The sequence below is a fragment of the Devosia neptuniae genome, assembly GCF_025452235.1.
Taxonomy (GTDB): domain Bacteria; phylum Pseudomonadota; class Alphaproteobacteria; order Rhizobiales; family Devosiaceae; genus Devosia.
In genome coordinates this window covers 1,835,576-1,857,146 of sequence record NZ_CP104965.1, presented here as the reverse complement: position 1 = coordinate 1,857,146, position 21,571 = coordinate 1,835,576, and the positions used below count along the sequence as shown (strand labels likewise).

At 61.9% G+C, this 21,571-nt stretch carries 18 protein-coding genes and 2 pseudogenes; 11 read left to right on the top strand and 9 right to left on the bottom strand.

Annotated elements, in window-relative coordinates; all coding sequences use genetic code 11:
• Positions 1-9: 9 nt before the first annotated feature.
• The 4 genes and pseudogenes from N8A98_RS11945 to N8A98_RS11925 form a co-directional block, all read right to left on the bottom strand.
• Positions 10-470, bottom strand: a pseudogene (locus tag N8A98_RS11945) (cyclophilin-like fold protein).
• A complete protein-coding gene (locus N8A98_RS11940; RefSeq protein WP_262171573.1) occupies positions 467-661 on the bottom strand; it encodes a hypothetical protein in 195 nt (64 codons plus the stop codon). Before N8A98_RS11940 ends, N8A98_RS11945 begins: the two are co-directional and overlap by 4 nt.
• 14 nt (positions 662-675) lie before the next feature.
• Positions 676-1,772: pseudogene (locus N8A98_RS11935) on the bottom strand (alpha/beta hydrolase).
• A 10-nt stretch (positions 1,773-1,782) separates the two neighbouring features.
• Positions 1,783-2,991, bottom strand: coding sequence for an MFS transporter (locus tag N8A98_RS11925; RefSeq protein ID WP_262171570.1), 1,209 nt, complete (start codon positions 2,989-2,991; stop codon positions 1,783-1,785).
• A 93-nt stretch (positions 2,992-3,084) separates the two neighbouring features.
• On the opposite strand from N8A98_RS11925, the gene N8A98_RS11920 reads away from it, so the two are divergent.
• Entirely contained in the window at positions 3,085-3,990 is a 906-nt protein-coding gene (locus N8A98_RS11920) for a LysR family transcriptional regulator (RefSeq protein ID WP_262171569.1), read from the top strand.
• Positions 3,991-4,191: 201 nt separating this feature from the next.
• Here N8A98_RS11920 and N8A98_RS11915 read toward each other — a convergent pair whose 3' ends face one another.
• On the bottom strand, positions 4,192-5,088 hold the full coding sequence (locus tag N8A98_RS11915) for a LysR family transcriptional regulator (protein WP_262171567.1): 897 nt from the start codon (positions 5,086-5,088) through the stop codon (positions 4,192-4,194).
• Positions 5,089-5,203: 115 nt separating this feature from the next.
• On the opposite strand from N8A98_RS11915, the gene N8A98_RS11910 reads away from it, so the two are divergent.
• The 5 genes from N8A98_RS11910 to dxs all read left to right on the top strand — a co-directional run bounded on the left by N8A98_RS11910 (position 5,204) and on the right by dxs (position 12,184).
• Positions 5,204-5,704, top strand: coding sequence for a nuclear transport factor 2 family protein (locus N8A98_RS11910; RefSeq protein WP_262171566.1), 501 nt, complete (start codon positions 5,204-5,206; stop codon positions 5,702-5,704).
• A gap of 105 nt (positions 5,705-5,809) precedes the next feature.
• Positions 5,810-6,106 carry an Atu4866 domain-containing protein gene (locus tag N8A98_RS11905; protein WP_262171963.1) on the top strand — a complete coding sequence of 99 codons (297 nt, stop codon included), beginning with the start codon at positions 5,810-5,812 and terminating at the stop codon, positions 6,104-6,106.
• Between the two features lie 404 nt (positions 6,107-6,510).
• Positions 6,511-8,199 (top strand): L,D-transpeptidase family protein, encoded by a 1,689-nt coding sequence (locus N8A98_RS11900; protein ID WP_262171564.1) that lies wholly within the window; start codon positions 6,511-6,513, stop codon positions 8,197-8,199.
• A gap of 264 nt (positions 8,200-8,463) precedes the next feature.
• On the top strand, positions 8,464-10,104 hold the full coding sequence (locus tag N8A98_RS11895) for a peptidoglycan L,D-endopeptidase MepK (RefSeq protein ID WP_262171562.1): 1,641 nt from the start codon (positions 8,464-8,466) through the stop codon (positions 10,102-10,104).
• A gap of 148 nt (positions 10,105-10,252) precedes the next feature.
• Positions 10,253-12,184: a 1-deoxy-D-xylulose-5-phosphate synthase gene (dxs, locus tag N8A98_RS11890; protein WP_262171561.1), complete on the top strand. Its 1,932-nt coding sequence runs from the start codon at positions 10,253-10,255 to the stop codon at positions 12,182-12,184.
• Between the two features lie 151 nt (positions 12,185-12,335).
• On the opposite strand, the gene N8A98_RS11885 is transcribed toward dxs, so the two are convergent.
• Entirely contained in the window at positions 12,336-13,475 is a 1,140-nt protein-coding gene (locus N8A98_RS11885) for a glycosyltransferase family 2 protein (RefSeq protein WP_262171559.1), read from the bottom strand.
• Between the two features lie 169 nt (positions 13,476-13,644).
• Between N8A98_RS11885 and N8A98_RS11880 the strand changes: the two genes are divergently transcribed.
• From N8A98_RS11880 to N8A98_RS11865, 4 genes are all read left to right on the top strand, one after another.
• Positions 13,645-14,883 carry a hypothetical protein gene (locus tag N8A98_RS11880; RefSeq protein WP_262171558.1) on the top strand — a complete coding sequence of 413 codons (1,239 nt, stop codon included), beginning with the start codon at positions 13,645-13,647 and terminating at the stop codon, positions 14,881-14,883.
• Positions 14,867-15,466, top strand: a complete 600-nt coding sequence (locus N8A98_RS11875; protein WP_262171556.1) for a hypothetical protein — start codon at positions 14,867-14,869, stop codon at positions 15,464-15,466. The genes N8A98_RS11880 and N8A98_RS11875 overlap by 17 nt, the downstream gene beginning before the upstream one ends.
• Before the next feature lie 76 nt (positions 15,467-15,542).
• Positions 15,543-15,731: a DUF3008 family protein gene (locus tag N8A98_RS11870; protein ID WP_113122471.1), complete on the top strand. Its 189-nt coding sequence runs from the start codon at positions 15,543-15,545 to the stop codon at positions 15,729-15,731.
• 88 nt (positions 15,732-15,819) lie between these two features.
• Complete coding sequence (locus N8A98_RS11865; protein ID WP_262171554.1) at positions 15,820-16,290, top strand: hypothetical protein; 471 nt, start codon at positions 15,820-15,822, stop codon at positions 16,288-16,290.
• 57 nt (positions 16,291-16,347) lie between these two features.
• Here N8A98_RS11865 and N8A98_RS11860 read toward each other — a convergent pair whose 3' ends face one another.
• Positions 16,348-16,839: a YciE/YciF ferroxidase family protein gene (locus tag N8A98_RS11860; protein ID WP_113122468.1), complete on the bottom strand. Its 492-nt coding sequence runs from the start codon at positions 16,837-16,839 to the stop codon at positions 16,348-16,350.
• A gap of 196 nt (positions 16,840-17,035) precedes the next feature.
• Here N8A98_RS11860 and N8A98_RS11855 point away from each other — a divergent pair, with 196 nt between their 5' ends.
• A complete protein-coding gene (locus N8A98_RS11855) occupies positions 17,036-18,082 on the top strand; it encodes a PAS domain S-box protein (RefSeq protein ID WP_262171552.1) in 1,047 nt (348 codons plus the stop codon).
• Between the two features lie 9 nt (positions 18,083-18,091).
• On the opposite strand, the gene ligD is transcribed toward N8A98_RS11855, so the two are convergent.
• The gene (gene ligD / locus N8A98_RS11850) at positions 18,092-20,671 is read right to left on the bottom strand and encodes a DNA ligase D (protein ID WP_262171550.1); all 2,580 of its coding nucleotides are present in this window, start codon (positions 20,669-20,671) and stop codon (positions 18,092-18,094) included.
• A gap of 3 nt (positions 20,672-20,674) precedes the next feature.
• Entirely contained in the window at positions 20,675-21,484 is an 810-nt protein-coding gene (gene ku, locus N8A98_RS11845) for a non-homologous end joining protein Ku (protein ID WP_315974548.1), read from the bottom strand.
• Positions 21,485-21,571 lie beyond the last annotated feature (87 nt).

Genomic DNA, 21,571 nt, shown 5'->3' with positions numbered 1-21,571 from the left:
TGGCCTGGCTCATCGAACCGCCTCGATAAGGACTGGAAATTCGCCCCTGACGTGGAGAGCCTCGTAGCCTTCATCGAAGCGGCCGAGGCGGATCAGGCCGGGATGCTCGTAATCGGCATAGAACAGCGCCAGATTGCCCCAGGGCTTGTAGTAACAAAGGTCATATGCCTGTTCGTTGTCGAACGGCCCGCTGCCTTCCTCGGTGAGCTTTCGCGGCAAGTGCACTATTTTCTCGTTGTGCCCAAAATCCTCGACCGTGAGATCGAGCGGCAACATCGAGTAGAAGTCCTGTGCGGACGGGTTGTCGTACAGGGTGGCGATCATGGTTCGACCGTCAAACCTCATCCTGATTTTCATGTCGGTCCTCCTCTGGCTTGCCGGTTCACCCCCTGTTGGGCCCTCGCCAGGGCGGGCAATAGAACTGTGGCAACGCCGGCGGCGATCAGAGCTCGGCGATTGATCGGACTCATCTCGACGGCTCCAGCTTGGTCTGGGAGGCGTCCCCGCCCGGAAGCAAGGCCGCCTCCTCCTGCCCATTTCTGATCGGCCTGCCGCCACAGGCTTGCTCGTCGAAGCCTCCGGTCAGGCTGATGGCAAGCCAGTCGAATTGAGCGCCGATGCCGCCCGCGAGCGTGCGGCACCAGAACTTTCGCAGGCTCATGCGCGCGGCTGACATCAGACCAGGTGTTGCTCGAAGAAGGATTGCAGCTTGTCGAAGGGAATGATGTCCATTTGATCGTAAAGATCGGTGTGGCTTGCGCCCGGGATGATCAGGAGTTCCTTCGGCTCCGCCGCAGCTGCATACGCCGTCTCGCTGAGATAGCGAGAATGCGCATTTTCACCGTGGAGCAGCAGCGTCGGCCGCGGGGATATCTCTGCGATGTAGGTCAGCAGCGGCATGTTCATGAACGACAAGCCGGATGTCATCGCCCAGGAATTGCCCGAGTTGACTGCGCGCGGATGGTAGCCGCGCGGCGTCATGTAGTAGTCGTGATAGTCCACCAGGAACTGCGCTTCCCCGCCCTTGAGTTCGTTGGACGCCGAGCCATATGCCGGAACGCCGGCTTCCGCATCCTGCCACCGCTGCTCACCCAACTGCTCCAACATCTGGGTGCGCTGTTCCAAAGTCACGCTGTCGTTGTAGCCATGGGCTGAGACGCGGCTGATGTCATACATCGTGCTCGCCACAACCGCCTTGATGCGCTTGTCGATCGCTGCGGCATTTAGAGCCATGCCGCCCCAGCCGCAGACGCCAATGATGCCGATCCGTTCGCGATCAACGTCAGGTTCCAGGCCCAGAAAATCGACTGCTGCGCTGAAGTCTTCAGTGTTGATGTCGGGCGATGCAATGTTGCGGGGCTCGCCGCTGCTTTCCCCGGTATAGGATGGGTCGAAGGCCAGGGTGATAAACCCACGTTCAGCCATGGTCTGGGCATAAAGGCCTGACGACTGCTCTTTGACAGCCCCGAAAGGGCCGCTCACCGCGATTGCCGGCAGGCGTTCACCCCAGCGTCCCTGAGGAGAATACAGGTCCCCCGCCAGGGTGATGCCGTACCGGTTCTTGAAGCTGACCTTGCGGTGATCGACGCTTTCGCTTTTCGGGAAAACCTTGTCCCAGTCTGTAGTCATGGTGGTTCCTTCCTGCGCTGCAGCTGGCAGCCGGCGATCGCGAGGGCACTCACCGCGAGGGCCCCGGCACCGGCTGCCTGAAGGAGATTGCGCCGGGACATGCCTGCCTGTGAGAAGTCGGTTTCGTTGTCGAAATTGCTCATCTGAAATCTCCTATGAGGTTTGGTTGAGTTTGAGGGTTGAGCGCCAGGCCACGACCGCAAGAAGCGACGAGGCGCCCAGAGTGGCAGCGGCGAAGGCAAAGGTGCTCCACCATCCTGCCGTGTCGAACAGGAAGCCCCCGAGGGCCGCGCCCGTGGTGATGGCGAGTTGGATGATTGCGACCTGCAGGCCGCCGCCGGCTTCGGCATCGTCGGCGAGATATCGGCTGAGCCAGGTGCCCCATCCAACAGGCGCAGCGGTGCCAAAGAGGCCCCATGCGACCAGCAGGATCGCGGTTAAGACGGTCGAGGGTCCGAAGGCGATCAGCCCGAGAGCGATCGCGGCCATGACGAGCGGGATCGTGCCGACAATGCTGAACAGACGCTTTTCCAAGAGCCGGCTGACCAGGTAAGTGCCGACGACACCGGCAAGCCCCATCAGCAGAAGAAGCAGCGACAGGGTTGTTACGGGAACGCCCGTGACGGTTTCCAGAAATGGCCGAAGATAGGTGAAGAGCGCAAACTGGCCCATGAACAGCAGGAAGATCGAGGCCATGCCAAGGGCCACCTGCGGACGAAGCAGGAGCCGGAAGACATTGGGAGAGCTTTCGGCACGTTCTGGTGGCAACGAGGGCAGCTTGACCCACTGCCAGAGCAGAGCCACGAGAGCGAGCGGCACGACCAGAAAGAAGGCGCCACGCCAGCCGATATAGTCACCAAGCAGGCTGCCGAGCGGTGCCGAAATCGTCGCCGCAATCGCGTTGCCTGCGTTGATCATCGCGAGGCCTTTGGGCACCGAATCTGCGGGCACGAGGCGCATGACAATTGCCGTCGACATCGACCAGAAGCCGCCGATGGCGACGCCCAGCAGGGCACGGCCGATCATCAGCACCGCATAATTGGGAGCAAAGGTGACGATCGCCGCCGACAGGACCAAGGACGCAGAAAAGGCGATCAACACGATGCGGCGATCGAGCCGGCGGGTCAGGCCGGAAATAAACAGGCTCGTTATGACAGCGAACACGCCTGAAATTGAGATCGCTTGCCCGGTCTGGCCTTCGGTGACCCCCAGTTCGGCCGCGATCGGCGTCAGAAGGCTCACGGGCATGAACTCGGATGCGATCAACACCGCGACGCAAAGCGACATCGAGAGGACGGCGCTCCAGGCAGCAGGGCTTCGGACCAGGTTTTCATCGTAGGTGGCGGCAGAATGCTGTGTCATGCCGGGAAACTAGGCCCTAACCGTTTCCCTGATTAGCCCCCGCAATCGGCAAAGACTTATTGCCTGCCGACATAAATCGGATGAAGATGCGGTATGAAGCGCGAAGACCTCATCGATATGCTTTGGTTCATGGCGGTTGCCGAAGAGCGCAGCTTTACCAGAGCGGCCGCTAGGCTGGGCACATCGCAATCCACGTTGAGTCACACCATCAAACGTCTTGAGACGCGAATGGGCCTCAGGCTTCTCACTCGCACCACCCGAAGCGTGTCACCAACCGAAGCGGGCGAGAAGATCTTGCGCTCGTTGGCGCCGCGTATTTCTGAGATTGAGCACGACATCGACGCCGTGTTGGAGATCCGGGACAAGCCCTCCGGGACGGTGCGGATCACCCTCTCCGATCACGCGCTGGAAAGCGTGGTCTGGCCGAAGCTGCAGCCGGTCATGCAAGATTATCCGGACATCAAGATCGAGCTGAACAGCGACAATGGCTTTCGCAACATCGTCGAGGAGCGTTTCGATGCCGGCGTGCGGCTTGGCGAAAGCCTCGACAAGGACATGATCGCGGTCCGTATCGGCCCTGATTGGCGCTTGGTTGCCGTGGGTGCGCACGCCTATTTTGAGGCGCATGGCGTCCCGCAGCACCCCCAGGAATTGGTCGGGCACAATTGCATCAACCAACGTCATATCAGGTCAGGCGGTCTCTATGCTTGGGAGTTTGAAAAAGACGGACGCGAGCTTCGAGTGCGCGTGGATGGGCAGTTCATTTTCAATGGCTCCTATCCCCAAATCGAAGCCGCAAAAAGTGGCTACGGCATTGCCTATCTTCCCGAAAATCTGGTGATCAAAGACATTGCAAGCGGCGGGCTTGTGCAGGTTCTTGACGACTGGTCGCCGTTTTTCCAGGGCTATTACCTGTACTATCCCAGCAAGCGGCAGAATTCTCCCGCCTTTACTGTGGTCATGGAGGCCTTGCGTGTCCGGTCGCCTCAAAGCGAATAGTGTCGGTGCTGAAACCGATATCACCTGATCGAAGACCAGCGTTGGACCTCTGTTGTCTTGCCTAGAAGCAGACAGTCACAAATCCAGCCCTTCAGCCGCTCAGAGTGTCGAATGCCTCAACCAGGTGGTTGAAAGCTGTTCTCACGCGCGAGGTCAGGACCAATGGTCCGGGACAGCGATCTTGATCCGTCAATCTCCCCGTCACCGCTTACGGCTCACCTGCACATGGTCCACAAGCGCGCGCAATTTAGGTGCGAGATTTCTGCGGCTCGGAAAGTAGAGGAAAAAACCGGCAAAACTGGGCAGGTATTCCTCGAGTAACGGCACGAGTTCGTCCCGCTCGACAAAGGGGCGGAAGGTTTCTTCCATTCCGCAGGTGATGCCGCTCCCGGAAAGTGCCATGCGGAGCATCAGGCCCATGTCATTGGTCGTCACTTGCGGCGCGACCGCCACGTCAAAGGCCTGTCCATCTTCCTCGAATTCCCACCGATAGGGGGCCACCGAGGGCGCGGGGCGCCATCCAATACAGCGATGCCCGGTCAGGTCTTTGGGATGCAGCGGGCGTCCATGTCGCGCGAGATAGGCCGGGGATGCCACGGTTGCCTGGCGCTGGTCATCAGAAACGGGGATAGCGATCATGTCCTGTTCGATGATTTCGCCCAGGCGGACGCCGGCATCATAGCCTGCAGCAACGATGTCGAACTCGTCATCGGTGATGAAAACGTCCAGTTCAATTTCCGGATAAATCTCGACAAAACTGGCCAGCAACGGCCCGGCAATGAACCGCTCGGCTATCGAGGATACTGCGAGCCGGAGCAGGCCACTGGGTCGCCCGGCCAGTTCCTGGGTGCTGGTAATGGCCGCCGACAGGTCCGCCATAGCCGGCGCGACGCGGTCCAACAGAAGCTGCCCCGCCTCGGTCAGGTTCACGCTGCGCGTCGTCCGCACGAACAGCGCAATACCCAGCTCCGCCTCAAGCCGTCCAATGGCTTGGCTGACGGCCGACCTGGTAACGCCGGCACGATCCGCTGCCGCCCGAAAACTCTTGGCCTGCGCGACCGACAAGAACAGCTCGATCGCATTGACATCTACCGCCATTGGTTAACTCCACTTACCATTGACGTAAGAATATAGCGAATTGTCCAGCGTGCAACGCAGAACTACCTTGCCCAAGCCTGCCGGCCAATCTGGCAGACATGAAAGGAGAACACCCATGACCACCGATCAACATTCGGCCAGCAGCCATGAACAGACCGTCGGCCAGTTGCAGCGTCGCTGGATTCTCAAGGGTTGGGAAAAGCAACCGGGCGAGCGCTTCGTGTTCAAGGACAAGGTCGGCCATTTCTACGACTGGGACCACCCTGCCACCTCGCTTCACGACACATTCGATCCGCAATTGCGCGTTGCCCACAGCCCTCACGAATGGGCCGAGGCGTTCGAGACATCTTTTGATTCCATGCAGAGCGCGCTCCACGCCGTGACCGACGAACCCGACATATTGGTCAGCGGCGACATGGCTTCGGCCACCTTCGAATTCTGCGCACGGCTTGAGGCCGCCGACGGCAAGGTCACCGGCGCGGTGTGCCGCACCTCCCACGTCTGGGGCCTCAAGGATGGCCGGTGGACGATCATCCGCGAACACACATCCTGCCGCGTCGTGCCGGTCGAAGAGGTGCATGCACTGCTCGGCAAGTTCGAACCGCAAAAGCTCTGATGCAGTCGAGTTCGACAACGCCTCGTCATCGAGGTCACCAAGGAGAATATGATGACAAAGCTCACACTGGTTCTGGCAGCAGCGGCTCTCACTCACCCGGGGCCGATGGCCCAGGAGACCGCCCCAACCCCGATCGGATCACCAGAGGAACAACGTCCCATGCAGCAGCATCCCTATATCGGCATGTGGGTCACCGCTGACGGTGTCATCCGTCAGGAATTACTCCCCAACGGACGTTACGACGAAGCGCGGGGCTCTCGGGAGAGCGCCTATCAGGGACGCTACGAGGTCGAGGGCAACATGATCTTTTACTGGGACGATACCGGCTTCACCGCTGATGGCGAGTTCGTCACCGACGATGAACTGCACCACGGCGGCATGATTTTCTTCCGGCGCGATTAGCCGATTCAAAAATTCAAATCATGGGGCGAGCCGGAAGATCAGGCGACCGTAACCGAGTGTACCAAAGCATGGCCGAGTAGCTTTGCAGATCGCATTCGGGCTGCCCTGGCGCATGCCGTGCCACCCGATTTCGGATCCTGCCGCGATTGGCATGGCCGTCGTTGATATCGCCCGCCCGGGGCAATCGCCCGCTGCGCGTCCGCACCCAACGAAAAATCACGCGCCCAATGAAAGAAATTTACGCGACTTCTTGGAAGGGGGTAACGTTGCTCCCCTGCCACAAATCCTGCTCACAACTTTGCGAGCAATTGCTCCCGTTAAGGTTTGCAAGTTATTGCTCCTTTACTCCGCAGCCTGCCGAATCGGGTTCAGGCGCGGCCCGCGTCGCCGTGCATGGAGCTCGCATGAACAGGATTTTGGTTGGTTTGCTCGCCGCTCTTGCCGGTGCGGGTGTGGCTTTGCCTGCGGTCGCCCAGGATGTGGCGAGCCTGGCCGTCACGCCGGTGGTGATTGCGCCGGCACAATCGGATCTCGCCAGAACCATCAAATCCGGGCTCGCCGCCACTTATTACGGCGCGCGCAAGGACTCGCTGGCCTATCGGGAGGCGCAAAAGCTCTATTTCTTCTATGGTGCACGCCATTTCGAGCCCATCTGGCTGGATGAGGCCAACGGCGCCGTCGGCTATTCGGCCGCAGCACAGAAGATCATGAAACTCTTTGGCGCCGCGGCCAGCGAAGGCCTGCGCCCTTCCGACTATCTGACCTCAGCGCTCGACGTTACCGCCGTCGGCAATGACCCGGCCAAGCTGGCGGCGCTCGAAACCGCCTTTTCGGCGGCCACCATGCGCTATGCCACCCATATCTATACCGGCCGCATCGAACCCCTTTCGATTGATGCCAATCTCGATATCCAGCCCAAGCAGCTCGACCAATCGGCGCTGATGCTGGAATTGGCGACGAGCGATGATCCCGCTGCGGTGCTGGCCAAGCTCGAGCCGACCCATCCCGAATTCCTTGCCCTCAAGGCGCGGCTGGCGACGTTCGATGCGACACAGGCCGAACGCCCGATCACCATCGAGGCGGGCGCCACGCTCAAGCCCGGCATGAGCGATCCGCGCGTGCCCGCCTTGCGCCAGCGCCTGGAACTGCCGGCGGTCGATGGCCTGGTCTATGACGAGGCGCTGATTGCCGCGATCAAGACCTTCCAGGCCGGCGCGGGTCTGGAAGACGACGGCGTGATGGGCCCGGCGACGTTGACTGCGCTCAATGGCGGTGCGCCGGTGACCCGCGAGGACATTCTGGCCAATATGGAACGCTGGCGCTGGATGCCGCGCGACCTGGGCAAGTTCAACGTCTTCGTCAACATTCCCGAATATCGCCTGACCATCAATCGCGACGGGCAGGAAACCTATGCCACCCGCGTCGTGGTGGGCAGCACCAAGAACCAGACCCCGATCTTCTCGGACAATATCCGCCACATCGTGGTCAATCCCTATTGGAACGTGCCCTCCTCGATCATCAAGAACGAGATCGCCCCCAAGACGCGTTCCAATCCGGGCTATATCGCCAGCCAGAATATGGAACTGATCTATCAGGGCAATGTGGTCAGCGCCTATCAGGTCAATTGGGCCGCCGTGGGCGACAGCTTCCCCTTCCGCGTGCGGCAAAAGCCCGGCCCCAGCAATTCGCTGGGCCAGATCAAATTCCTGTTTCCCAACAAGCACGACGTCTATCTGCACGATACCCCATCCAAAAGCCTGTTCGGCCGCGCCTTCCGCGCCGCCAGCCATGGCTGTGTGCGCGTGCAGAACCCGATGGAATTTGCCGCCGCATTGACCGCCAACGAGCCCAATATCGACCGCGCTTCGCTTGAGGCCATGTTTGGCTCGTCCGAGCGCTGGGTGAACCCGGAACAGCAGGTGCCCGTGCATCTGGCCTATTTCACCCTGCGCGTCGGCGCCGATGGCGAACTGCGCTCCTATGCCGACGTCTATGGGCACAATGCCAAGCTGATCAAGGCGCTGGGCCTTGGCGACGCGGCCGCCCCGGTGATTGCCGACGCGGCCCCGGCTGACACCACGCTCTCCCCCTGAGTGGCGCTACGGGGAGGCTCGGGCCGCCCCTCTTAACCCCCGCTTTACAATTTCGCCTTGGTTCAGCCGGGTTTTCCCCGTAATAACACTGCCGTGAAGGGGTCCGGGTGCGGGCCATTTGACATCTCGTTAGCGTTAATAAAATCGAGCGATTTTCACGCTAATGTCGGACGACAACTGGCAATCAACCGGGCAGAGTTTGGCGTGACGGGGACTTACCTTTTGATACGGCACCATATCGTGCGCGCCTGCGTGGCCGCCCTTATGAGCATCACCGTGATCCTGCCGCAGGCGGTTATTCCGGCGCAGGCAGCGAGCGAACGCGCGATCTATCTGTATTATACCCATACCAAGGAGACGGCCCGCATCGTCTTCAAGCGCAATGGGCAATATGTGCAATCCGGCCTCAATGAGCTGAATTATTTCCTGCGCGACTGGCGCCGCAACGAGCCCGCCCGCATGGATCCGCGCCTGTTCGATCTGGTCTGGGAAGTCTATCAGGAAGTGGGCGCCACCCAGCCCATCAATGTCGTGTCGGCCTATCGTTCGCCCAAGACCAATGAAATGCTGCGGGCCACCTCCTCCGGCGTTGCTGAAAATTCCCAGCACACCAAAGGCCATGCCATGGATTTCTTCATTCCGGGCATTCCGCTCTCCAAGCTGCGGGCCGTGGCCATGCGCAAGCAGGTCGGCGGCGTGGGCTTCTATCCCACCTCGGGCAGCCCCTTCGTGCATCTGGACACCGGCTCGGTGCGCGCCTGGCCGCGCATGACCCGTGCCCAGCTCAAGGAAATCTTCCCCGACGGACGCACCATGCATCTGCCCACCGATGGCAAGCCGCTGTCGCAGGAGGGCTATCAGGTCGCCCTGGCCGAATGGAAGCAATGCCACGCCTATCCCTGCAATGGCGGCAGCAATGCGGGCACTCGCGTCGCCAGCAATAGCGGCAGCGGCCGCACGCTGATGGACATGTTCTTTGGCGGCAATGACAGCCAGCCGGCTTCCGCCCCCGCCTCGGCGCCCGTGCAGATGGCAGCCGTGGCGCCGCAGCAGACCGCGACACCCGCGGCAGCGCCCATGCCGATGATGCGCCCGGCCGATCTGGGTGGCGCACCCGCTGCCGTGGCCGTCGCCGATGTCGCGCCGCAACCAGCGGCCGCCGGCGCCATTCCCATCCCGTTCTCGACCCGCGGCAGCGCGCCGCTCGACGCGGCCGAATTGCTGCCCGATACCACTGCGCCCATGCCGGCCATGAAATCGGAAACCCTTCGCGTGGCCACTGCGGCAGCCATGCCCTCGGGCGACGCTGTCACCGCGCTCGCCTCTTTTACCGCGCCGATGCCGCAGCCGCGCCTCATCATGTCCGAACCGCCCGAAGCGGTCACCGCCTATATGCCGCCCATGCCGCAGACGCCCGATTCACAGCGGGCGCTGGAAATGATCATTGAGCGCGACACCACCGTGACGGCCGCAGTGCCGCCCCAGCCGGCCGATCGCCTGCCCATCCTGCCACCACTGACGGCCGCAACCGGGGTACGCACCGCTTCACTGGGCGATGATCCGGCCACCGCGGCGCTGGCCGGCTTCTTCTCGGGCACCTTTGGCGCCGCCCAGCAGAGCAATAGCGCTCCCGTGGCGGCCGCTCTGGCCAATCATCTGGCCAATCGCACCCCGCCCGGCGGCATGCGCAAGCCCGATCTGGTTGCCCCCGATCTCGAACATGTCGCCGAAATCTTCACCGCGCCCTCCACGATGAGCTCGGACCATTTCGCGGTGATCTTCGATCATGACGAGGCCGATTTCAGCCCCGCCACCGAGATGGGCGAATACGTCACCACGCTGCGCGCCGGCGACTTCCCCGCCGTGCCCAGCCACACCAGCTTCGTGGTCACCGCCACCAATTAAAAGCTCCGGCCAAAGCCTCATTTCGGGCACGATATGACCCTATCGCTCGCCGCGCCTGCATAAAGCGTGGCGAGCGGGCCATGTTGCAAAGCCTCTGCAGCGGGCCTAAAGAGTTCATATATTGCCGTTTCTGGCGAAGGATTGCCGCTTGGCCGACCGCCCCTCGACACCATTGCTCGACACTGTCCACACCCCCGCCGATCTGCGCGCCTTGCCGCGCACCGAACTGCGCCAGGTGGCCGACGAATTGCGCGCCGAAGTGATCGACGCCGTCTCGGTGACCGGCGGGCATCTGGGCTCGGCATTGGGCGTGATCGAACTAACCGTGGCGCTGCATGCCGTGTTCGATACCCCGCATGATCGCATCATCTGGGACGTCGGCCACCAGGCCTATCCGCACAAAATCCTGACCGGCAGGCGCGAGCGCATCCGCACCCTGCGCCAGAAAAATGGCCTGTCCGGTTTCACCCGCCGCGCCGAAAGCGAATACGACCCCTTTGGCGCCGGCCATTCCTCGACCTCGATTTCGGCAGGCCTGGGCATGGCCGTGGCCAGCGAATTGCAGGGCGTGCCGCGCAATGTGGTGGCGGTTATCGGCGATGGGGCCATGTCGGCTGGCATGGCCTATGAGGCGATGAACAATGCCGGCGCCATGGATGCGCGGCTGATCGTCATCCTCAACGACAATGACATGTCGATCGCTCCGCCCACCGGCGCGCTCAGCGCGTATCTCGCGCGGCTGGTCTCGGGCCCCGTCTATCGCGGCACGCGTGAAGCGGCCAAGAATTTCGTCAGCAAGCTGCCGCCCTTCCTGCACGAGCCGGCCCGCCGCACCGAGGAATTCGCCCGCTCCTTCTTCACCGGCGGCACGCTGTTCGAGGAACTGGGCTTCTATTATGTCGGCCCCATTGACGGGCATAATCTCGATCACCTGCTGCCCATTCTCGACAATGTGCGCGAGGCGGCCGAAGGCCCGATCCTGATCCACATCGTCACCAAAAAAGGCAAGGGCTATGCCCCGGCCGAGGATGCCGACGACAAATATCACGGCGTGTCCAAGTTCAACGTGGTCACCGGCGCCCAGGCCAAGGCGGTCTCCAACGCGCCGTCCTATACCAATGTCTTTGCCGAAAGCCTGATCCAGGAAGCCAATGACGATCCGCGCATCGTGGCGATCAATGCCGCCATGCCCTCGGGCACCGGGCTCGACAAATTCGGTGAAGTCCACCCCACCCGCGTCTTTGATGTCGGCATTGCCGAGCAGCATGCGGTAACCTTCGCGGCGGGTCTGGCCAGCGAGGGCATGAAGCCGTTCTGCGCCATCTATTCCACCTTCCTGCAGCGCGCCTATGACCAGGTTGTGCACGATGTCGCCATCCAGCATCTGCCGGTGCGCTTTGCCATCGACCGCGCCGGTTTTGTCGGCGCCGATGGCCCAACCCATGCCGGCAATTACGACAGCGCCTATCTCGGAGTCATTCCCGGCATGGTCCACATGGCCGCAGCCGACGAAGCCGAATTGCGCCACATGGTGGCCACCGCCGCCGCCTATGACAATGGCCCGATCGCCTTCCGCTATCCGCGCGGCGAGGGGTTGGGTGTGGATATGCCCGCCCGCGGCCAGGTCCTGCCCATCGGCAAGGGCCGCATCGTGCGCCAGGGCGCCACCATTGCCATTCTGAGCTATGGCACACGCCTGGGCGAAGTGCTTGCGGCTGCCGACAAGCTGGCGGCCCTGGGGCTAAACCCCACCATTGCCGATGCGCGGTTCCTGAAACCCCTCGACGAGGAATTGGTCGCCCGCCTTGCCAGCACCCATGACGTGCTGCTCACCACCGAAGAAGGCGCCATTGGCGGCTTTGGCAGCCATGTCGCGACGTTCCTCGCCAGCAATGGTCTGCTCGACGGCAAGCTCCGCTTCCGCCCGCTGATGATCCCCGATCGGTTTGACGAGCATTCCACGCAGGCTGATATGTATGCAGCCGCAGGGCTTGATCGTGCTGGTATCGTCGCTACGGCGCTGACGACGCTGGGCTACGACGAAGCCGCCATGGCGGCGGCATTGGGTCAGATTAGCTAGAACTATCCCCGACGGATATTCCATCCCGGTGTCATTCCCGCGAAAGCCGGAACCTCTGTTTTACGATGCTGCTTTAGCAAACAGAGGTTCCGGCTTTCGCGGGAATGACACCGTGGGTTTTACGGTGTTGTGGGACAGACGCCCCAAGCACCTACTTCCAGGTAAAGGCCCGCGTCACGGCATAGTTGAACACCGAGCTCATGATCGCGCCCGAGAGGCCGGCGATGAAGGTCTGGTGATTGGCCTGGTAGATCGCATTGGCCACCGAAATATTGGCAATGCCGCCCAGTGCGCAGATGCCGCAGAAGCCGATCAACCCGGTGATCAGCTTCATCCCATGCAGCTTGCGATCGGCATAGGTCAGGTTGTTGTTGAGGAAGAAATTCCACGTCATGGCGATCAGCGTGGCCGCAATCTGCGACACCACGAAATTGGCCCCGATCGCCGAGGTGAAGAGCCACAGGCTCGCCAGATGCACCACGACGCCCGTGCCGCCGACCAGGCCGAACAGCAAGAAGCTCGGCGGCAAGACGCCCCCGGTCAGCTTGGAGAACCACAGCCCCAGATATTGGATGACGATCAGCGGGTTCATCTTGCTCTCGCCCGCATGGCGCGGCCGGAACACGTAAGGCACTTCGGCGATTCTGAGCGGGTTGCCCGTGCGGGCCGAGGTGACGATCAGATCGATCAAAATCTTGAAGCCGTCGCTGGCCAGCTTCGGCGCGGCCTTCAGCGCCGCATCGCGCCGCATCAGGAAGAAGCCGCTCATCGGATCGCTGACATCCTGCCCGGCAATCATCACGGCCAGCTTGGTCGCCAATTGGCTGCCCGATAGCCGCGTCTTGCTCAGGCCATCCCCGGCTGAACCGCCGCCGATAAAGCGCGACCCGATGACCAGATCGGCGCCATTCAGCGCCTCTTCCAGCATTTTGGGCAGGATGGCTTCGTCATGCTGCAGATCGGCATCGATGACCGCCACATAGGGCGCGGAGGTCACGGCCATGCCTTCAATACAGGCCGAGGCCAGGCCCCGGCGGCCAAACCGGCGCAGGCAGCGCACATTGGCATAAACACGCGACAGCTCATTGACCACGTCGGCCGTGCCATCGGGACTATTGTCGTCGACGACAATCATCTCCCAGGCCGTATCGCCTAAAGCTATGGCGAGCTTTTCATAGAGCAACTCAATATTGCCCCGCTCATTGTAGCTGGGAACAATAACCGCCAATTGGGCAGGGCTGAAAGTGGTGGTCTGTACGGTAGGAGTATCGATAGCGGGGCCGACCGACATGGGTGTTACCTGTTGCTTAATTTTATACCACCACCCGCGAAGCGCTACAAAGCACGAGATCGCCAATTGGTTGCACGCAAATAACGGATGGCTGCCTTGCAATTGACGCAGATGTCCCCACGCATGGATTTATGTCAACCAATCTTGCTTGGCGTTTCAGGGTGAGCCCATGGCGATTTTCGAGAACCGCGGCACCGACATATATCGAGAAGCTACGGCCACGTCCGCCCCGGTAGAGGCTGGCCTGACGCTGCCGGCAACAAGCGTTTTCGACATCCCCCGCTCCCCGGCGCTCTCCTACATTCTGCTATTGCCGCTGGTCTTCCTGCTCAGCGGGCTGCTGCTGCGCTTCCTTGCCTTCCGCACCGCCATGCCTGCGGCCGAGTTCACCGAATATTTCGACGAACTCTGCCGCTGGGATTGCAGCTGGTACGTCAAGATGGCCGAAACCGGCTATGACCGCTTTCCCGTGCCCGGGCGCATCAATGCCGGCAATTGGGCCTTCTTTCCCTCTTTCCCCATGCTGGTCGGCGGCGTGCGTGCGCTGCTGCCCTTCCCCACTATCGTTACGGCAAGCCTGGTCTCGCTGGTCACCACTTACATGGCGGTCCTCGCCGCCTGGCCGCTGCTGAACCGCGACCGCGCCGCCTATGCGCTTTATGCCGCCTTCATGCTGAGCGGGCCGGTCTCGTTCTACTTCACCAGCTTCTTCACCGAGCCGCTTTATGTGCTGATGACCACTTTGGTCTTCGCCCAATTGGCCCGTTCGCGCTATCTCAGCGCCGGCGTCGCTGCTGCCATCCTGTCGGCCACCCGCATTGTCGGCGTGTTCGCCTCGCTCGCCATCGGCCTGCAAGCCCTGCTCGATTATCGCCGCAACGCCGGCACCTGGCGCGGCGCCATCCCGGCGCTGCTGGGCAATCCGCAATTGGTGCTTGCCCTGTTCGTCGCCCCGCTCGGGCTGTTTGCCTATATGGCGTTCCTCCATTTCTGGGTGGGCGACGCGCTGGCCTTCAGTCATGTGCAGCGTGCCTGGGCCCGCACCATTGCCAATCCGCTGACCTATCTCTGGCAGGGCTTCGGCAATCGGCCGGATGAAGGCTGGGCGCCGACCAGCTCGCAAATTCTGGCCACCGTCGCGCTGGCCGGGCTCATTCTGACTGGCGTCCTCGCCTGGCGGCGGCAATGGCCCGCAGCTTTGTTTTGCCTGCTCGCCATCATCATCCCGCTGGCGGCCGGGCTTGCCTCCATGCTGCGCTTCATGTCGGCATTAACGCCGCTCACCATCACGCTGATGACGATCCTTGCCCGCCGCCGCTGGCTGTTTTGGCTGAGCCTTGCCGTCATCCTGCTGGGTGCCTACACCACGACCCTGGCCTGGTTCGGAGGCAATGTTGCGCTGGTCTGATCGCCCCTGGGCCATTCCGCTTTATGCCCTGGCGGGCGTGCTCGCTCTGGGGGAACTGGCCGTCGTCTGGTTGATGCTGCACCCCAATGTGCCGCCGGATTATCGGGCCTATTATATCGACAGGACCACGACCTGCCTGCCCCAGCCCGTCACGGCCGCCTATACGCTGGGCACCAGCATCGATTTCCGCTCCGGCGGCCCCGATACGCGCGAGCTGCGCCCGTGTGGCTGGGAAGGCCCGGCAGGGGACGGCATGCATGCTTTGGGTGAAAGCGCCCAGCTGGCCTTTACGGTGCCCGCGCAAAACCTGACGCTGACCCTGGAGCTGACCGGCGTCACCCTCCCCGGCCCCCCCCAGCAGCGGGTTGTGGTCTCGGCCAATGGCACACCGCTGGGCCGGGCCATGGTGATGCCCGGCAGAACTGGCCGCTTCAGCTTTCCCCTACCCGCCAGCGCGATCGTTAATGGCCGCGCCGACATCATCCTAGACCTGCCCGATGCGGTAACCACCAGCCCCGGCCAGTCCAATGTGCGCAAGCGCTCGATCAAATTGGTCATGGTGAGCCTGACACCGGCCTCCTGACCTCCCCTGTTTCGTGATCGAACCGTCGCAGGCTCCACGCGTTGCCCTGGTTGAACCTCTTTTCGGAGATTTCACCATGCCTGCCAAATCAGCTGCTCAACAAAAAGCCGCCGGCGCGGCTCTCTCGGCCAAACGCGGCGATACGCCCAAGGGCGAACTCAAGGGCGCGTCCAAATCCATGCTGTCGATGAGCGAGTCCGAGCTGGAGAAAATGGCCTCGACCAAGCGCAAGGGTAAACCCGAGCACAAATCCAAGCCGCATTAGGCCGGCTGGCTCGCGCCGATTTGCTCGCCTGAACGCTACTGGACCGACCTCAGACAACCGCGTTAGTCTCCCTTAGGGAGGCCAGAACATGCGGAACGAGAATATCGTGCGGGACCTCGAAGTCTCGGATGGGCATGCCAGCCTGCGAGCGACCTATTTCGTCGAGCGCGGCGTGTTGCACGCCAATATCGACGGCAAAACTATCCTGCTGCCGGTCGGCGATCGTGGTCATGATGAAAGCGTGCGGCAATTGCTGATCGGGCAATTGCGCACCCGCTCGTGGCGGGAGCGCATCGCCGATTATTGCGCCAGCGGCGGGGCTGAGACGCCGCAACCTTTCTCCCAATCGCCCCGTTATCGGGGCATTGGGAGGTTTGACATGTCCAATGATCAAGAAAAGCCCCTCTCGCCGGCCTATGAGCCGATGACTGTGCGGGGCCATGACGGCCGGGCTTACAAGACCGAGCGGATGGAGCGCCGCGAAAAAGAAGCCAGCCCACAGCAAGCCGGGATTCGCAGCGGCAGGTTGCTTGCAGCGCTGTTCAGATTTCCCGACTAACCTGGGATATGCCGGCAGTGAGATGGCGCGAACCCCAGGGTTCGCGCCATTCTGGTTTTAGGCTGCCTGCTTGTTGACCGCGCCCAATGCCACCTGGCTCAGTTTCTTGTCGGTGGCGATTTCTTCCTTGAGGGTGGCATCGAACAGGGCCACGGCCTGCTTCAGGCCAAGCAATTCCGCCCAGCTCTTGAGCGTGCCATAGCGGGCAATCTCGTAATGCTCCACCGCCTGCGCCGCCGAGACCAGCCCGGCATCGAGCGCCGGCGTGCCCTTGAATTCTTCCATGATGCTCTTGCCTTCCTCGATAATGCCCAGGATGGCGTCACAGGTCTTGCCGCGCGGCGTCTTGCCCAATAGCTCGAATACCTGTTCGAGGCGTTCGACATGGCCTTCGGATTCACTCAGATGCTGCTCGAAACCGGCTTTCAGTTCCGATGCTGTCGCCGCCTTGGCCATTTTCGGCAGCGTCTTCACGATCTGCCGTTCGGCGTAATAGATGTCCTTGAGCGTATCGAGAAACAGATCGTCGAGGGTTTTCTGCTCAGCCATTTGTCTATTCTCCGTGATGAGGTTGGACGCTGCTCGGAAAACGAGCCGCCTTGGCTGAGGTTCCCCACGGGCCCCGTCATGCACGATATTTGTTGGTTGGCAAAACGCGCCGGCCCATTGCCAGCCCAAGGGCCGACGGGCAAGAATGCAACTGGCGTCAAACCTCTGATCAACCCTCCATCAAGTGAGTACCTTCGTGGACACCAGACCAGATTTCGCTGCGGCCGCGCGCCTGGCAGCGATCATCGACAGCTCTTTTGACGCGATCATCAGCAAGGATCTGAACAGCGTCATCACCAGCTGGAATATCGCGGCCCAACGCATGTTCGGCTATACGCCCGAAGAGGCTGTCGGCCGCTCCATTCTGATGCTCATTCCCCAGCATCTGCGCAGCGAGGAAACCGACATCATTTCGCGCATCCGCAATGGCGAGCGCGTGGAAAGCTATGACACGACGCGCCTGCGCAAGGATGGCTCGACCATCTACGTGTCCATCACCGTTTCACCGATTAAGGACGCCGACGGCAGCATTATCGGCGCGTCCAAGATTGCGCGGGATATCAGCCAGACGCGCGAGTCCGAGCAGCGCATCCGATTGCTGCTGCGCGAGGTCAACCACCGCATGAAGAACCAGTTCGCGGTGATCCTCTCGATAATCCGGGAATCGAGCAATCGCGCGCTGTCAGCCAAGGATTTCGAAGAGCAGGTGCGGGCCCGCATCATGGCCCTTTCCCGCTCGCATGACCTGCTGGTCAATTCCAACTGGTCAGGCGCCGGCCTGTTCGAGCTGGCGCAGGAGCATTTGAGCATCTTTGCCAATGCCGAGCAGGTGACCCTGTCGGGCCCGCTGATTATGCTGCAGCCGGGCGCGGTGCAAAACCTGGGCATGGCTTTTCATGAACTGGGCACCAATGCCGCCAAATATGGCGCCCTCTCGCCGCGCGGCGGCCATGTGCAATTGTCCTGGGAAATCGAGGAGTTCGACGATGGCGTGCGCGGCCTGACCTTAACCTGGGATGAGCAGGCAAAGGGGAGCGAACCCGCCCCGCCCGCCCAGGCGAGCACGCGGCGCGGCTTTGGCAGCGTGGTGCTGGAGCGGGTGGTTCCCATCGCGCTAGGCGGGCAGGCAAGCGTCGAGCGCGAAAATGGACGGGTTCGCTGGACCTTGCATACCCATCTGGATCGGCTGACCATGGCCGACGGCGGTGCGGATTTAGGCGAAATCATCGGACCGATGCCGTAAGGCCCGGCGCTAGGTCTCGTCCGTCACGGCGCGCAGCATGGCCTTGGTGATCGACTGCTTGGTCGAAAAATAACCCTTCCAGGGGTCGGCCAGGCTAGCCCGTGCGGCGGCGTCGGCCAGGGTGAACTGATTGGCGGCCGTGATGGTCTCCAACTCGTCCCAACTGACCGGCACCGCCGCCGGTGCCCCCTGCCGGGAGCGACTCGACCAGGGGGCGATGGCCGTGGAGCCGCGCTCATTGCGCAGGTAATCGATGAACAGCTTGCCCTTGCGCTTGGCCTTGCTCATCGTTGCGACGAAGCGATCGGGCTCGTTATCGGCCAGGCGCTGGGCCAAGGCCTTGCAGAACGCCTTGACCTCCGGCCATTCCATGCTTGGGCGCAACGGCGCGATGACATGCACGCCCTTGCCGCCGGTGACCAATGGATAGCTTTCCAGATCCAGCGCTTGCAATGCCTTGCTGATATCCCGCGCCGCCGAGCGCACCTCGGCAAAGCCCAATCCTTCATCCGGATCGATATCGAAGATGATCCGCTCGGGCTTTTCGACCTGGTCGATATCGGCTCCCCACAAATGCCATTCGAGCACATTCATCTGCGTACCGGCGATCAGCCCGGGCAGGTCCTCGATGTAGAAATAGTCTTCCCGGCTGCCATCCTTCTCGGTGATGAGCAGCGATTTCATCGCGTCGGGGAAGCCACCGGTATCGTGCTTCTGGAAGAAGCAATATTTGGCCCGCCCCTGCGGGCAGCGCAGCAGGCTCAGCGGCCGTTTGGCGATATAGGGCAGCATCCGCTCGGCCACGGCGGCATAGTATGCCACCAAATCTGCCTTGGTGACGCCCTGGCCCGGATAGACCACGCGATCGGGGCTGGTGAGCTTGATCCCCGCAGCTTGCGCGGCCGCAATCCCGGCCTGGGCATCGAGCTTGCCTTTTTGAGGCGCGGCCGCCGGCTGTTCCAGCTCCACCTCGCCTGCCGGCTTGTCTTCGCGCAGGCCGAGGAAGGATGGATGACGCAGCACGCCATCGGGGGTGAACTCGGCATAGCCGATTTCGGCCACCAGCTCTGGGGCCACCCAATTGGCGGCGCGGGCGACGGGCCTTGGCACGGCGTCGAACGGATTGGTCTTGCGCCCCAGCTTGTCGAGCTGCTGCTGCAAGGCTTCTGCACTGTCAGTGTCGAAGCCGGTGCCGACCCGGCCGCGATAGATCAGCTTGCCCTTTTCCTTGGTGCCCAGCAGCAGCGAGGCAAAGCTCTTCTTCTTGCTCGAGGGCGACCAGCCGCCGATGACGAATTCCTGGCGGTGCACGCATTTGATCTTGAGCCAGCTTCTGGTGCGTTCGCTGCGATAGGGCGCGTGCGCCTCCTTGGCGATAATGCCCTCGTGACCCTCCCGGCAAATAGCGTCGAAGACCTTTTGTCCATTGCCGGTGACATGGGTGGAAAATTGCACCAGCGAGGACGCCTCGATCTTACCCAGCAGCGTTTCGAGCCGCGCCTTGCGGTCGATCAGCTTGTGCCTGGTGAGATCCTCGCCATCCAGCTCCAGCAGGTCAAAGGCGAAATAGGTCAGCGGCCCGCCATTGGAGAGATGCGCCTTGAGGGTGGAAAAATCGGTGCGCCCCTTGGCGTCGAAGGCGCATAATTCGCCGTCGATCAGCGCGCTGCCCTTGGTGAGCCGTGACAGCGGGGGCACGATGGCCCCGAACTGCTCGGTCCAGTCCTTGCCGGTGCGGGTGAACAGGCGAACCGTCTCGCCGGCAATGGCGGCCAGGCACCGATAGCCGTCATATTTCATTTCGAACAGCCAATCGCCGCCCGCAGGGACTTCCGAGACCAGCGTGGCCAATTGTGGCGCGCGAAATTCCGGCAGGTTCGCCGTTCGCTTGCTCCGCCCCGTTTTGGCCGGCAGCGGATTGTCGACGGCCTTGTCCTTGTCGGAATGCCAGGTCGCGTCGGCCGCAACGGAGGTGCGCTTTTTGGGCTTGAGCCCCTTGGCGATACCGGCCAGATCGCGGCCGGTGGACACCGAATTGGTGAAGCGATCGACCAGGGTTTCCTTGTCCCTGGCGTATTTGTCCCGGTGCTTGATCAGCAGCCAATTCTCGCGTGGCGGGCCGGATTTGCGCTTGCTGTCGCGACCCTTCATATGGACCAGCACCCATTCCCCCTTCATGCGCTGCCCATGCAGCACCATCTTGAGGTCGCCATCCTTAAGGGCCGCATGCGGGTCCCCGATCGGCTCCCAGGTGCCCTCGTCCCACAGCATCACCGTGCCGCCACCATATTCGCCCTCGGGAATGGTGCCTTCAAAGCCGCCATAATCGAGCGGATGATCCTCGACGCGCACGGCCAGCCGCTTGTCCTCCGGATTGTCGGACGGTCCCTTGGTCACCGCCCAGCTCTTGAGCACCCCATCCAGCTCGATGCGGAAATCATAGTGCAGGCGCGTCGCATCATGCTTCTGCACGACGAAGCGATAGCCCGTGGACTTGTCAGCGGCAGACGCGCCCGAAGGCTCCTGGGTTTTGGTGAAGTCGCGCTTGGCGCGATAATCCTTGAGCAAGGCATCCGATTGACGGGCCATGAGCTAGCTCGCTTTCTTGCGCGCCGCCTTGCTGGCAGACGGCTTTTTCTTGCCGCCTTCAAGGCTGGATTTGAGGGCGTCCATCAGGTCGACCACATTGGACTTGGCCGGCCGGCTTTCGCGCGGTTCATCCTCGGTACTGATCTTGCGGCCCTTGCTCTTGAGCTTGCGGGCAATCAGCTCGCGCAAGGCGGCCTGATAATGATCCTTGAACACCCCGGCATCGAATTTGTCGGTCTTCTTCTCGATCAGCGCAGTGGCGACGTCGAGCAGGTCGGCATCGGCCTTCTTGGCCGGAATATCCGAGAAATACGGGTCCGCCTTACGCAGCTCGTCCTGGTAATGCAGGGTTTCGAGCAGCAGGCCCTTCCCGGCCGGTTTGACGGCGACGAGATATTCCTTGCCCCGCAGCGCCAGTTGGCCCAGCCCGATCCGTTCGCTCTTGCGCAGGGCATCGCGGATGACCACGAAAGCATCCTCGGCCAGCTCATCCGCCGGCACCATGTAATAGGGCTTGTCGAAATACAGCGGATCGATCTCGTTGCTGCCCACGAATTGGGTCAGCTCCAGCGTCTTGCGCGTCTCGAGCTTGACCGCGTCGATCTCCTCGTCGGTGAGCAGGACATAGTCGCCCTTCTCATATTCGAAACCCTTCATGATCTCGTCCTTGTCGACCGGCCCGATGCCGTCGACGACCTTTTCATAATGGATCGGCTTGCCGGACGGCTCATGGATCTGGCGGAAGCTTGGCTTCGCATTGGCCTTGGTGGCCGTGTAGAGCTCGACGGCAATGGAGACCAGGGAAAGCCGCAATTGGCCTTTCCATATCGGACGGGTGGGCATGGCGGGCTCGGTGCTGACTGCGTGCACAGGTGCAACGGCCAGCCAAAAGCTTTGTTC

Excerpts from the sequence above, each read along its gene's own strand:
- N8A98_RS11900 (WP_262171564.1), top strand. The coding sequence starts at position 6,511 with ATGAACAGGATTTTGGTTGGTTTGCTCGCCGCTCTTGCCGGTGCGGGT.
- N8A98_RS11905 (WP_262171963.1), top strand. The coding sequence starts at position 5,810 with ATGGCCCAGGAGACCGCCCCAACCCCGATCGGATCACCAGAGGAACAA.
- N8A98_RS11895 (WP_262171562.1), top strand. The coding sequence starts at position 8,464 with ATGAGCATCACCGTGATCCTGCCGCAGGCGGTTATTCCGGCGCAGGCA.
- ligD (WP_262171550.1), bottom strand. The coding sequence starts at position 20,671 with ATGGCCCGTCAATCGGATGCCTTGCTCAAGGATTATCGCGCCAAGCGC.
- N8A98_RS11870 (WP_113122471.1), top strand. The coding sequence starts at position 15,543 with ATGCCTGCCAAATCAGCTGCTCAACAAAAAGCCGCCGGCGCGGCTCTC.
- N8A98_RS11915 (WP_262171567.1), bottom strand. The coding sequence starts at position 5,088 with ATGGCGGTAGATGTCAATGCGATCGAGCTGTTCTTGTCGGTCGCGCAG.
- N8A98_RS11875 (WP_262171556.1), top strand. The coding sequence starts at position 14,867 with ATGTTGCGCTGGTCTGATCGCCCCTGGGCCATTCCGCTTTATGCCCTG.
- N8A98_RS11880 (WP_262171558.1), top strand. The coding sequence starts at position 13,645 with ATGGCGATTTTCGAGAACCGCGGCACCGACATATATCGAGAAGCTACG.
- N8A98_RS11940 (WP_262171573.1), bottom strand. The coding sequence starts at position 661 with ATGAGCCTGCGAAAGTTCTGGTGCCGCACGCTCGCGGGCGGCATCGGC.
- N8A98_RS11885 (WP_262171559.1), bottom strand. The coding sequence starts at position 13,475 with ATGTCGGTCGGCCCCGCTATCGATACTCCTACCGTACAGACCACCACT.
- N8A98_RS11910 (WP_262171566.1), top strand. The coding sequence starts at position 5,204 with ATGACCACCGATCAACATTCGGCCAGCAGCCATGAACAGACCGTCGGC.
- N8A98_RS11925 (WP_262171570.1), bottom strand. The coding sequence starts at position 2,991 with ATGACACAGCATTCTGCCGCCACCTACGATGAAAACCTGGTCCGAAGC.
- N8A98_RS11920 (WP_262171569.1), top strand. The coding sequence starts at position 3,085 with ATGAAGCGCGAAGACCTCATCGATATGCTTTGGTTCATGGCGGTTGCC.
- N8A98_RS11860 (WP_113122468.1), bottom strand. The coding sequence starts at position 16,839 with ATGGCTGAGCAGAAAACCCTCGACGATCTGTTTCTCGATACGCTCAAG.
- N8A98_RS11865 (WP_262171554.1), top strand. The coding sequence starts at position 15,820 with ATGCGGAACGAGAATATCGTGCGGGACCTCGAAGTCTCGGATGGGCAT.